Origin of the sequence: Clostridium sp. (assembly GCF_047718555.1) — a bacterium.
GTDB lineage: Bacteria > Bacillota > Clostridia > Clostridiales > Clostridiaceae > Clostridium_I.
The window spans coordinates 1-12228 of the sequence record NZ_JBDNRK010000086.1 but is presented as its reverse complement, the minus strand read 5'-3'; the positions used below and the strand labels follow the sequence as shown (position 1 = coordinate 12228).

The window sequence follows — 12228 nt, the reverse complement described above, 5'->3', positions numbered from 1 at the left end:
TGTGCTGATGGTACTGCAGGGGTAGCCCTGTGGAAGAGTAGGTCGATGCTGGGTTTATAGTATTTTTAATACTATTTTATGGCCCCTTGGTCAAGCGGTTAAGACACCACCCTTTCACGGTGGTATCATGGGTTCAAGTCCCGTAGGGGTCACCAATTACTTATGCTTGGTTTTACCTTAGTATGTTTAACTAAGCATTTGTTTATAAATTTTGTGCAGGTGTGGCGGAATTGGCAGACGCACTAGACTTAGGATCTAGCGCCTATGGCATGGGGGTTCGACTCCCTTCACCTGCACCAATTTTAAGCGGGAGTGGCTCAGTGGTAGAGCGTCACCTTGCCAAGGTGAACGTCGCGAGTTCGAATCTCGTCTTCCGCTCCAATATATGCGGGTGTAACTCAATGGTAGAGTGCCAGCCTTCCAAGCTGGTTACGAGGGTTCGATTCCCTTCACCCGCTCCAATAAAATGCGTCTTTAGCTCAGCTGGATAGAGCAACGCCCTTCTAAGGCGTGGGCCAGGGGTTCGAATCCCTTAAGACGCACCAAGAGAATCTTCTTGAAATATAGAAGGTTCTTTTTTGTTATCTTATGAAAGTATTAGAGTGGATAGTCGTCGGATAAATAAGATAAATTTATAATTGTTTTGTTATTAAATTGAAGTTTTATGTTAAAATTTTTAAGAAACTGTGGATAGATTTAAACTTATCCACAGTTTCTTATAGATATTAACAGGAAGCTGTGAATAAATGTAATAATTTTTATATATTTTGTAGTTTAAAAATATAAATTATCAATATATAGTGCTGTGTATAATGTTAATAACTTATATACATGGCTAAGCCCTTATAATATAAGTATTTATAGAGTTATAATATATACTGTGTATAACTTATTAACATTATATGTTGATATTATCCTTAATTTTTAGTAGTTTATAAGAATACTGATAGTTTTTTGTTAAGTGTGTCATAATATTATATTGAATGGAAGATGATGATATGAATATAGATAATACAATATCTGCACAATTTATAAATAGACCTAACAGATTCCAAGCATATGTAAAATTAAATAACGAAATTATTATGGTTCATGTGCCTAATACTGGAAGATGTAAGGAAATATTAATCCCTGGCTCTACAGTAATTTTAAGAGAAGAAAATGGCGTGAATAGAAAAACTAAATATGATCTAATTGCTGCCTATAAGGGAGATAAACTTATAAATATAGATTCACAAATACCCAATAAAGTAGTTCACGAAGCATTAATAGAAAAAAAAATAGAAAAACTAAAAAGTTTCACTAATATAGAGAGGGAAAAAAGCTATGGTAATAGTAGATTTGATTTTAAACTTACAGATTCTAAGGGTGGCATATATTATCTGGAAGTAAAGGGAGTTACATATGAGGAGGAGGGTAAGGCTAAATTTCCAGATGCACCTACAGATAGAGGAAGAAAACATTTAATTGAGCTAATTGATGTGAAAAATGATGGAATGAATGCAGGCGTTATCTTTGTTCTTCAAATGGATAATATGAAGTCTTTTAGTCCGTACGATTCTATGGATCATAAGTTTGGAGAAGCACTTAGAAAAGCTAAAGAAAGTCAAGTTGATATTTTTGCCTATGAATGTAATGTGGGAGAAAAATTTATAACTATATCTAGTGAAATAGATGTTATATTATAAAATAATGTACATTAAGTTTTATTTTACTTATAATGTTTATATAAATAAAATAAAACTTAAATTAGCTTCTATAACTAATAATAAGATTATAGCTTAGGGGGATAACTTATAATTATGAAATTTAAATATTGTCCTATATGTGGTGGGAAATTAGAGGAAAAGTTTAGTTATGATGAGGGTGGAGTTCCATATTGTCCAAAAGACGATATTATGTATTTTGATACTCCTACACCTTGTGTAATAGTAGCAGTTGTTAAAGATGATAAAATATTGCTGTTAAAGCAAAGTTATATTTTTAAGCATTCAAAAGTATTAGTATCAGGATATGTAACTAATGGAGAGATTGTAGAAGATACAGTACTAAGAGAGGTCAAAGAGGAAACCGGAATAATTGTGAAAGAGCCAAAGTATTTAGGAAGTTATTATTTATCCTCAAGAGAAATAATAATGCTGACATTTATGGTGAAATATGAAAGCGGCGATATAATAAAGTCGGATGAAGTAGAGTGGGTTGATTGGAGCAATTTAGAGGATGCACTCTGTGAAATGTGCGAAGATGAAATAGGAAAAAGCGTAGTAAGAAAAGTACTTGAAAATATAGGGTATAAAGATAAAAAGGCCTATAGATGTGATGATGGAAGCTGTAAGTTATAATAAAAAATTAAATATAAAAGTTACATAAAATATATGTTAAAAATAATCGGCTCAAAATGTATATTAGTACATTTTGAGCCGATTATTTTCTTTCTTTTTAATAGTATATAGGCGTTAAATTTATGAAAAAATAGTGATATTAGAAGCTTTTTTACAAATTAAAGTATGTTTGCTATATGGGTTTTTACATAAGATATTATTCTAAAATAATCTTTTAATTTTTGTATATTTTATAATAATAAATCTTTTTTTCTAAATACGACATGAGAAATAATATAGCAAATAATGCCTATAGCAATTAAAAATATAACAGAGAATAATGGTGTTGCATAGGTTACACCCAATCTAGGAGCTAAAGAGTTACTTAGTACGCTTCCAGCAGAACCATAGGTTGTAAATAAGAAAGGCCATATTTTCTGTAAATAAGGTATTTGACCTAGTATTATAAATACAATTGGTATAAGAATACTTATAGTCATGGATATTGAACTGCTTTTTAAAATTGTAGAAAGTAAGAAAAATATAGATGAACAAGCAAATATATAAATTAGTTGAAATAAAAATATAAGTATAATAAACTGCCATGCAGGCATTATTGATGTACTTCCAAATACGGGTATTAATGAAGTTTGTCCTGCAGTAGCTGATATAATGGCTTTAGTGTAGGTGGTACCTACAGTTACTGGATTTAGAGGATTTCCAAAACCGAAGATTAAACCCATTATTACGTAAGAAATTAATTCTATTATTATAATTACTGCAAAACTTGATAATATGGCAGATAAAAACTTTGATAAAAGTAATTTATTTCTTGTAATAGGTCTGGTTAATAATACTTTCATTGTAGGTGGGGTATATTCTCCAGAAACAATATCAGCTACAAGTATAGCTATTATAATAGGTATAAAAATTGCACCTATTAGGGCAATTAATCCTTGCAAGAATGATTGTGCTGATACATCTCCACTTTTTTCTGGCCTTATGTTATGGTCAATGTAATATTGATTGGTTATAATTTGTTTATTAAAATATTCTTTTGAATTTGCTTCAGTTAAATCAGATGCAGTATCTCTCTGCTGTTTTAATTCGTTTATGCTATTATTTAAACTATCTTTCCAGTTATCTGAATCTGCGGCCTTTGATAGTTGAAGTTGATTAATTTGAAGGTTGATCTGATCTATTTGATCTTGAAGTTGAGCTTGTCTTTTTTCATCTTTTGTATTATTTTTTTCATTTTGAATTGAAGTAACAGCCTGCTTATAGGTATTTATTTGTGCATCGGGAGTTTGGAGCTTAGAGAATTTTACATCAGCAAAAGCGAATAATGCACAAAGCGCTGCTAGAATTATCACAGTAATTATAAACTTTTTTCTATATCTCAATTTTATAAATTCATTTGATATCAATCCAAGCATTATTTATTTCCTCCTTGTACTAGTTCTATATATCTATCTTCTAATTTTAAATGTTTCTTATATATTTCCTCAACAGGTACGTTTTCTTTTGCTAGATTAAAAATTAGATTTGGAACAGAGCCTTCAGTAATTTCTATATTAATTTCATTTTCGGTTTCAGTTACATTTTTAATATAATTTATTGAGTTCAGAATTTTAATACAATTTTCTTTTTCTTTTGTACTGATAACAACGTGTTCAAACTTTTCTTTAGTATCTACAGTAGTATCATCAGCATTATAATTGCCATTTATGGTCTCAATAGATTGTATTTCCCCATTATTTATAAAAGCTACAGTATCGCAGAGCTTCTGAATTTCACTTAAAATATGAGATGAAATAAATACAGCTGTTTTTGTTTCTTTTGCTGCCTTTTTAATAATATTCCTAAATTCTATAATTCCTGTAGGATCTAATCCATTTGTTGGCTCGTCTAGTATTATAAATCTAGGTTTTCCTATTAATGCTTCAGCAAGACCAAGACGCTGTTTCATACCAAGAGAGTATTTTTTTACTTTGTCATCAATTCTGTCTTTTAAGCCAACAATTTCAGCTATATTTTCAATATCTTCTTCAGTTATGCTTTTTTGTATTCTTGCAAGTTGTTGTAAATTTTGTCTTCCAGTTAAGTATGTATATAATTCAGGTGTTTCTACAACAGCACCTACATTTTTTAATGCTTCAACTTTGTTTGTCTGTATATCATTCCCCATTACTTTGATGGAACCTCTATTAGGGGAAATAAGTCCTACAAGCATTTTTATTGTAGTAGTTTTTCCAGCACCATTGGGGCCTAAGAATCCAAAAATTTCACCCTCTTTTATTGAAAAACTTATTCCCTTTATAATCTCTCTTTTTCCAAGAGTTTTATAAAGATCATTTACCTCTAGTACATAAGACATGAATTAAAACCTCCTTGTAAATTAGTAATTATTAGTAGAATAAAACTATTATTATATATAACATAATAATTTTAAAGTTGCAATTATATTATAACAAATATTACATTAATAAGTAATTTATCTACTAATTAACTATCGTAGTGTTTTAGGCTTATAACTAATATTGTGGGACGTGTTATATTTAAATAGTACACTGTACGAATAATTCTGTCAATGCTATTTTCCATAGATGTATAATTTACAATGCAAATTACATATTTACATAATAATAGATCATATTCAATATTTAAATAAAATAACTATTTTTTACTCAAGATAATTTATTACAATGTGTGAATTGCTTTCATAGAATGCTGTGGAGTGTTATAGTGATTAGTCGTGAAATAAATTTATTTTATTAAATCTAAGTAACAATTATTGTTTAAATGTAGTAAAATTAAAGTTAACGTGATAATATAGTTTTAGAAATATTTGTATATTGAGTTCTAAAATTTCTAGTCTGTATTTTAATTTTTTCAATTTGTAATTATTAAAAAACAAGTTCAAGTAAAAGTATGGTTAGAGGTGAGTATATGAGTAATAATAAATTTGTTCCAGATATAAAGGGAACTTTAAGAAGTCATATGATAGAGTTACCAGAGGTTATAAGAAATGCAAGTGGCATAAGAGTATTTGGTAAAAGACTAAAATCTTTTGTTTTTACTACAGATGTTGCAATAATAAGAAATACTAATGCAGATGCTGTTATTGCAGTATATCCATTTACTCCCCAACCTGTAATTACAGCAGCTCTGGTTTTATCAGCAGATGTACCCGTATTTTGTGGAGTAGGCGGAGGATTGACTACGGGAAAGAGAGTTATAAATTTAGCCTTAGATGCGGAGTTCAAAGGTGCTATGGGAGTCGTCCTAAATGGACCTACCTCTAATGAAGTCATAAGACTTGTAAGAGAAACTGTAGATGTACCCATCGTTGTAAGTGTGCTTTCTGAGTATGATGATATTCAGGCTAGAATTGATGCCGGAACTACAATTTTAAATGTTACAGGCGCAAAGAGAACTGCATATATAGTTAGAAAAATAAGGGAACAATTTCCTGACTTCCCCATTATAGCAACTGGAGGAGCTACTGAGGAATCAATAATGGAAACTATTGAGGCTGGTGCCAATGCAATAACCTATACACCGCCAACTAGTGCTAAGATTTTTAGCGGAATAATGAATACTTATAGGGAAAGATATAAGGAACAAGAAAATAGACAGAAGTAGATGTTCTATATAGAGGTGTTATAAATGATTAAAGAAGGAGCAAATTGCAAGTATTGTTCGGAATTAAAAAATGGTAATTGTGATGGTAAAGTTACGGATTGTATGTGTAAAAAATGTCCTAGAAATCTGGGGCAGTGTTTAATTACAAGATACTGTAGAGAAACGGAGTCAGTATTATGTAGTTAAATAATATTATATTCTATGGAGGTATGTAAATGGCAAGAGAATTTCAACAAAAATTAGATGGTCTAAAGGAATATTTGAAAAAGCTAGAATATTTAACAAGTTCAATAGCTTTGATACAATGGGATAGTATTGTTAATATGCCTAGTAAGGCAGTTGAATATAGAAGTGAAATATTAGGTTATCTTTCTGGAGAAAGCTATAAGATATCTACATCAAAAAAAATGAAACAATACATTGATTTTTTTAGTAATTCCAAGAACCTAGATGATATAACTAAAGGAACTATAAAGAAAATATCAAAGGATTATATAAGAAATAATAAAATACCTAAAAAAGAATACAAGCAATATGTAGTTGCAGGATCTATTTCAGGAGCCGCTTGGGAAGAGGCTAAAAAGAAATCGGATTTTAAAATATTCCAGCCTCATCTAAAAAAAATGGTAGAGTATAATCAAAAATTTGCTGATTACTGGGGCTTTAAAAAGAATAGATATGATGCTCTTTTGGACATATATGAGCCAGGTATTACTACAGAAAAATTAGATAAGGTATTTGGCAATTTAAGAGATGCAATTGTAGAATTATTAAATAAAATTAAAGAGTCCGGCAGTAGTCCTGATATTAAGTTCTTCAATGGAAATTTTACAAAAGAGGCTCAGGAAGAGTTTGCAAAAAAGATAATGAGTAAGATGGAATATGATTTTAAAGGAGCAGGTAGAGTAGATGAATCTACGCACCCTTTTACTACTAATTTCGGTAATAAAGATGTTAGAATAACTACTCATTATTATGAAAATGATTTTAGACCAGCACTATTTAGCTTTATACATGAAGCGGGTCATGCAATATACGAACAGGATATTCCAGATACCCTTCAGGGAACTCTTCTTGCACAGGGAGCTTCCATGGGTATTCATGAATCGCAGTCAAGATTTTATGAAAATATAATAGGTAGGAGTAAGTATTTTTGGGATTTTTTCTACCCAGAAGCATTAGAACAGTTTCCACAATTTAAAGATGTATCTTTAGAGAATTTTTATAGAGGAATTAATTTTGTAGAACCTTCATTGATTAGAACAGAGGCTGATGAGTTAACCTATAGCTTACATATAATAATAAGATATGAAATTGAAAAATTACTTATAAATGGTGATATTTCCGTAGAAGAGCTTCCTAATATATGGAATGAAAAATATAAAGAATATCTGGGAGTAGAGCCTAAAAATAATGCAGAGGGTGTATTACAAGATATACATTGGTCTGATGGTAGTTTCGGTTATTTTCCTAGTTATGCTTTGGGTAATCTCTATGGTGCTCAATTTTTAAATAAGATGAAGAAAGATATACCTGACATCTATGAAAAAATATCTGAAGGTAATTTAGCTATTGTTCATAAATGGTTAAAGGAGAATATTCATAAATATGGGGCAATATATAAGCCTACAGAATTAATTAAAAGGGTAACAGGAGAGGAACTTTCAGAGAAATATTTCATTGAATATTTAAATGAAAAATTTAAAAAAATATATAACATAAATTAGCCTATAGCCAGTATAAAAATTTAATTGATTTTTATACTGGCTTTTTATTATTAAAGAGAATTTTTTTCATAATTTGAGTAATAATAATAAAAAAACAATATAGGCGGTGTTTATATGCTTGACAGTGAAATGAAAAGTGTAGTAGCAGAGAATTGTGGTTCTTATGAAACTAAGTTTAAAATAGTTACTATGAGTGTAGGAAGGCTTAGTGAAAGCTGCAGCAATTGCATAAATTTTAGGGGAGATAAGTGTTCGAAAGGCCTATTTAATGAGATGAAAGATATGATAAGTATAAATTAATAAAAATACAAAGTTTAGGTAGATACAAAATATCCCTATTATAATTCTTAGATTCACATGAAGTTTAGTTTACTATATATGAATCTAAGAATTTATTATTTTAAGCACAAGAAATTGAAGCAAGTTCTTAATTCAGGTGGGTATTCTTTTACCCCATCTGAAATTTAGAACTGCAAATGCATGGCTTACTTGGCGTTGAACTCCCACTTGAAGAAAAGTAGAGAACCCAAATTTTAATTTGGTGTGAATCACTTTCACAGAGTGCGTGGGAGACTTACGCCAAGTTAGTCAGGTTAAATTAAAAAGCATGTCCATAAATACAATATTATTGAAAGCTGATGTTTATGTCATAGTTACTACTTGATAGAGATTGAACTAAAGTTTTCATTGATTTCTCAGAGTTATCTATAGCTGTATTATAATATTGATCTTGCAGCATCTTACTTTTCATCTTATCTTTTACAACTCCTAGTAATTGTTCATGTTCTTCAGGAGATAATTTTATATCACCAAATCTAAGTGGTCCTCTTTCAGGAGTTTCATATACTGTTTTTTCTTCATCTAAAGTAATAGTTTCTATAGAAGGTTTTGGTAAGGTAATGGATATTAAATTTTTATTTATGTTAATATTATCAGAATTTATATTAGAAAGATCTAATACGTAAATACCAGTGCCTATAAAATCTATGTTTTGCATTTTCTTAAAAATGCTAAGGCTTCCCCAACTATTATCTATGGTCATTTTTTGATTTAAATTTACCTCAGTAGTTATAAGTTTTTGCTTTTGTTTAATCTGAGTTACTAAAGTATCCTTTGTAATAAATTTTTTAGAACCATCTGCTGTTTTAGTGATTGTCCAGGGTTTAGAATCAGCTTTAGGTGTAACATAAATTCTATAAGCAAAGGCAAAACCTATGGCTAGGCACAATAGCATTAGTATAATTGTCCTCTTTTTAACAATTACCCTCATTAATTTTAACACCATCCTAAATTTTAATTTTTATTATTATATATTTTATCATATATTGTACTTATTAATAGATAAAATATGTCAATTAAAGTGAATATTTCGTTAATAAAATCGTTAAAAAGAGTTTATACCTTGACTAGTGTCTGGGTAATTCATCTAAACTTAATGGGAGTACAAAATTCACACTAAGTAAGATTAATTGATTAAATAGTTTCTATAAAAATTTATTTTAGTTTAATAGATTTTTATAGTGATATAAATTTATTAAGATAGTGATTAATAAATTTATTTACAAAAATATGTTTAAAATAAAGCTTTTCTATGAGGAAACTTACCAGTTATTAATAAAATCATATAGAGCTGGGTAGACATTTAAATCTGACATAAGCTGAATATAAGAATTCAATAAATTTTCATTTTCGTCTTTGGTTTTAAGCGCTCTTATCATAAGGTTTTTAGGTGTTTCTAAAGGGGATATGTATTCAATTACAGACACATCGTAGCCCTTAGCTTCTAACATAAGAGATCTCATACCATCGGTTAATACATCTGCAAGACGTGTTTTAAATACACCATGCTTCAGTATTTCTTTAAAGGGTTCATACTTATATTGACTTGCAAGTTCTTTATGGCAGCAAGGTACAGCAATTATGGCATTGGCTTCAACTTTTATACCTAAAGCTATGGCCATATCTGTAGCTGTATCACAGGCATGGAGAGATACTACAACATTAATTTTTTTGTTTGGATTATATTCTTTTATATCTAAGGCTTTAAATTCCATATTCCTGTAACCTAAATTTTTAGCCATTTTTTCAGAAGATTTGATAACTTCTTCTGAACGATCAAGGCCGATAAAGTGACACTTAATTTTCTTTACTTCTGTTAAATAGTAGTTAAGTACAAAAGTTAAATAGGATTTTCCACAACCACAATCTAATATATTTATTGTATTATTTTTTGGAAGTTTATCAATTATTCCTTCAAGTAATTCTACATAATGGTCTATTTGATTGTATTTTCTTATTTTATCATTTTTTATTTTAGAATCTTTACTCATTATGCCCAATTCTTTTAAAAGAGCATCTGCTTTACCAATTTTAATATAATAATTACGGTTTAAGAGAGAGGAAGTAGAATTATGATTATCACTTGTAGATTCCTTTTCTTTTACAGCAATATTGGACATTTTTACATCTTTATTATCTGCTGAAATTAATAGATTGGAACCTCTTTCACTATATACTAATGCTAGGGAATCATAATTAATTGCATTAAGTATTATTTTATCTATTAATTCATCTATAGATAGATTTTCTGTTTTACCATTAAAATTATATCTAATTTTATTATTAGAATATATACCGTTACCCTTAAATTCCTTTAAACCTGCGGTATATGAAACTGTTATACCATTAAATGTGGAACTATCACTTTGAAATCTACTTTTAATTCCAACAAGAAATAATTTTAGCTTATTTAAATTTTGCTTATTCATATTGATTATCACCCTTATGCCTTTCAAAAATATTATAGCTTTATTATACAATAGGATTAAAATTATCTGCATATAATTATCTTGGATTAATAGTTATTATTTTAACCTAGATTGATTAATTAATCCTTAGAAGATGATATATCTATTATTAACCTGCGATGTGAAAATTTTTATCCGATGACTATCCACTCTAATACTCCCATCTTCTTCAAAGTGGCAGTAAAGAGTGGCTACGTCTCTGGATAATTCATCTAAACTCAGTGGGAATACAAACCCCCACTGAGTAAGATTCATTGATACGATGACTAGCTGTAAATATTATGATTGCTTTCACAGATTAAAGTTAAAAAATCTTTAAGGTATTAGAAGCTTTTCAAAGATAATTAATGATGCAATGGAAAAAATCTATGATATAATGTTTAAATGGAGTAAATTAGAATAAATCTCATGAAAAATCAGGTGATATTATAATGCTTAAAGATATGCACATAAATATGGAGTTAGCCAAGGGTTCTAAAAATGAATATATAATAAGGGATAAGTTAGGTATAACAATCGGGAGAATAAATATTATTTATGCTTCTAAAGAAAATAAATACTGTTATGCTAAAATTAAATTTTATAGAGATGATTCCGAAGGAGTATTGTATCTTAAGGAAGCAATTAAGCTTTTTATAGATTCTTTATTTAGGGATAAACAAATATATAAAATAAATATATCTGTGGATGAAGAAACCCCTAAAGGGCCTTTTAGTGACTTAGGATTCATTTTGGAAGGTATAATAACAGATAGCATTTTTTATAATAATTTAAGAAAAAGTGAATTGCTATTTGGAATAAATTATAATATTTATGGTAGCTTGAATACTACAAATATTGTAAGACTTAAGGCTAATAATATAAATTTAAAGATATTAACTCCTGATGATACAATAGATTTATTAGAATATTATATTAGAAATAAGCAGCACTTAAAACCCTATGAACCTAAAAGAGAGGATAGCTTTTATTCAATTGAGGCCCAGCATCAAATATTAATGGACAATTATAAGCAGTTTATAAATGGAACAGCAGCTTGTTTTGGTATATATAAAGATAAAAAATTTATAGGTAAAATACAGATATCTGGTGTTATCTATGGTGTATTTAAGAGCGGAATAATAGGATATTCTATGGATAGAGAATATGAAGGAAGAGGATACATGAAAGAGGCATTAGCGAAGATTATTGAATATGCTTTTAAAGAGATGGAGCTCCACAGATTAGAAGCATCTACTTTAATTGATAACAAAAAGTCTCAATCAGTATTAAAAGGCTGTGGGTTTAAGGAATTAGGAGTTAATGAAAAGTATCTTTTTATTAATGGGGAATGGAAGGATCATATTACATTTTACAAAACTAAAGAATAATAAGACGTCATAGTGAGAATATCTAAACTCTATAATGTTTAATGAGTCTATAAAAATTATTATATACTTGTCCAGGTGTATCAATAATAGTAATTTAATGAATTTTGATGATAATAGTATTATGAAGAAAGTAATTCTGTTGAATGACGTTTAAATAATAAAATATTATAGATTACTATGTTATCATACTACATGTTGCAAAGAACAAGGCAATATTTTATTAATAGGTGTAGGAAAAATATTTTTTTAAGTATTGACACCAAATAATAATAATGATATTATATAAAAGCTGTCAGATGACAGAAATTGATCTTTGAAAATTAAACAGAGTATAAGAATAAGTAAACCAGCAATTCTT

General features: G+C 28.9%; 11 protein-coding genes and 5 tRNA genes. 12 read left to right on the top strand and 4 right to left on the bottom strand.

Annotated features, from left to right (window positions below; translation table 11 throughout):
- Positions 1 to 80: 80 nt before the first annotated feature.
- From ABF633_RS19830 to ABF633_RS19800, 7 genes are all read left to right on the top strand, one after another.
- A tRNA-Glu gene (locus tag ABF633_RS19830) sits at positions 81 to 155 on the top strand.
- Between the two features lie 60 nt (positions 156 to 215).
- Positions 216 to 299 (top strand) — tRNA-Leu (locus ABF633_RS19825).
- Between the two features lie 7 nt (positions 300 to 306).
- Positions 307 to 381: transfer RNA gene (locus ABF633_RS19820), tRNA-Gly, on the top strand.
- Between the two features lie 6 nt (positions 382 to 387).
- Positions 388 to 461 (top strand) — tRNA-Gly (locus tag ABF633_RS19815).
- Positions 462 to 468: 7 nt separating this feature from the next.
- Positions 469 to 545, top strand: a tRNA-Arg gene (locus ABF633_RS19810).
- A 453-nt stretch (positions 546 to 998) separates the two neighbouring features.
- Positions 999 to 1688 carry a DNA/RNA nuclease SfsA gene (sfsA, locus tag ABF633_RS19805; RefSeq protein ID WP_415526289.1) on the top strand — a complete coding sequence of 230 codons (690 nt, stop codon included), beginning with the start codon at positions 999 to 1001 and terminating at the stop codon, positions 1686 to 1688.
- Between the two features lie 114 nt (positions 1689 to 1802).
- Entirely contained in the window at positions 1803 to 2342 is a 540-nt protein-coding gene (locus ABF633_RS19800) for an NAD(+) diphosphatase (protein ID WP_415526287.1), read from the top strand.
- A gap of 230 nt (positions 2343 to 2572) precedes the next feature.
- Here the strand turns inward: ABF633_RS19800 and ABF633_RS19795 are convergent, their stop codons facing one another.
- Both ABF633_RS19795 and ABF633_RS19790 read right to left on the bottom strand, forming a co-directional pair.
- Positions 2573 to 3757 (bottom strand): ABC transporter permease subunit, encoded by a 1185-nt coding sequence (locus ABF633_RS19795; protein WP_415526285.1) that lies wholly within the window; start codon positions 3755 to 3757, stop codon positions 2573 to 2575.
- Positions 3757 to 4698, bottom strand: a complete 942-nt coding sequence (locus ABF633_RS19790; RefSeq protein ID WP_415526283.1) for an ABC transporter ATP-binding protein — start codon at positions 4696 to 4698, stop codon at positions 3757 to 3759. The genes ABF633_RS19795 and ABF633_RS19790 overlap by 1 nt, the downstream gene beginning before the upstream one ends.
- 572 nt (positions 4699 to 5270) lie before the next feature.
- Here ABF633_RS19790 and ABF633_RS19785 point away from each other — a divergent pair.
- The 4 genes from ABF633_RS19785 to ABF633_RS19770 all read left to right on the top strand — a co-directional run bounded on the left by ABF633_RS19785 (position 5271) and on the right by ABF633_RS19770 (position 7993).
- Positions 5271 to 5966 carry a hydrolase gene (locus tag ABF633_RS19785; protein ID WP_415526281.1) on the top strand — a complete coding sequence of 232 codons (696 nt, stop codon included), beginning with the start codon at positions 5271 to 5273 and terminating at the stop codon, positions 5964 to 5966.
- Between the two features lie 24 nt (positions 5967 to 5990).
- Positions 5991 to 6152, top strand: coding sequence for a hypothetical protein (locus ABF633_RS19780; RefSeq protein ID WP_015613537.1), 162 nt, complete (start codon positions 5991 to 5993; stop codon positions 6150 to 6152).
- A 29-nt stretch (positions 6153 to 6181) separates the two neighbouring features.
- Complete coding sequence (locus ABF633_RS19775) at positions 6182 to 7693, top strand: carboxypeptidase M32 (RefSeq protein WP_415526279.1); 1512 nt, start codon at positions 6182 to 6184, stop codon at positions 7691 to 7693.
- Positions 7694 to 7807: 114 nt separating this feature from the next.
- Entirely contained in the window at positions 7808 to 7993 is a 186-nt protein-coding gene (locus tag ABF633_RS19770) for a hypothetical protein (protein ID WP_415526277.1), read from the top strand.
- Positions 7994 to 8318: 325 nt separating this feature from the next.
- Here the strand turns inward: ABF633_RS19770 and ABF633_RS19765 are convergent, their stop codons facing one another.
- Both ABF633_RS19765 and ABF633_RS19760 read right to left on the bottom strand, forming a co-directional pair.
- Positions 8319 to 8963 carry a DUF4230 domain-containing protein gene (locus tag ABF633_RS19765; protein WP_415526275.1) on the bottom strand — a complete coding sequence of 215 codons (645 nt, stop codon included), beginning with the start codon at positions 8961 to 8963 and terminating at the stop codon, positions 8319 to 8321.
- A 331-nt stretch (positions 8964 to 9294) separates the two neighbouring features.
- A complete protein-coding gene (locus ABF633_RS19760) occupies positions 9295 to 10461 on the bottom strand; it encodes a class I SAM-dependent methyltransferase (protein WP_415526273.1) in 1167 nt (388 codons plus the stop codon).
- Between the two features lie 470 nt (positions 10462 to 10931).
- Here ABF633_RS19760 and ABF633_RS19755 point away from each other — a divergent pair, with 470 nt between their 5' ends.
- Positions 10932 to 11870, top strand: coding sequence for a GNAT family N-acetyltransferase (locus tag ABF633_RS19755; protein ID WP_415526271.1), 939 nt, complete (start codon positions 10932 to 10934; stop codon positions 11868 to 11870).
- Positions 11871 to 12228 lie beyond the last annotated feature (358 nt).